Annotated in this window: 1 protein-coding gene; it reads right to left on the bottom strand. The window is 40.6% G+C overall.

Annotation, left to right across the window (positions count from 1 at the left end; translation table 11 throughout):
- On the bottom strand, nt 1-312 hold a 312-nt coding region (locus LZZ98_RS15450; protein ID WP_237788598.1), incomplete at its 3' end, for a helix-turn-helix domain-containing protein.
- Between the last annotated feature and the right edge of the window lie 48 nt (nt 313-360).

Raw genomic sequence — 360 nt, 5'->3', positions numbered from 1 at the left:
TCCTTCGGGCAAATTCTTCGGTAAATTAAACAGCTTGGACTGAATCAGGCAATCTTCAACATGACGTACAATTCTTGAGGCTGTAGGCTCTGAAACCCCGTAACTCGTAGCAATGTGAAATAAAGTTCGGTATTCCCGCCAATAGCTCAGACAGAGCAGAACCTGATCATCCACACTTAACTTGGGTGGTCTGCCTTTAGCTGGAACATGCTTCTGCAATTGCTCAACCATTAAATAAAAGGTTGACCATGAGATGCCTGTATATCGCTTAAACTGTGTTTCAGAAAGCTTCTTTGAATCAATGTATTTCATCCGCAGATTATGCACGAATGCTAAGAAAGTTAGAGTACAAATATTAAT

It is taken from the genome of Acinetobacter sp. SM34, assembly GCF_022012365.1.
Classification (GTDB): Bacteria; Pseudomonadota; Gammaproteobacteria; order Pseudomonadales; family Moraxellaceae; genus Acinetobacter.
This window is presented reverse-complemented; position numbering and strand designations above follow the sequence as displayed.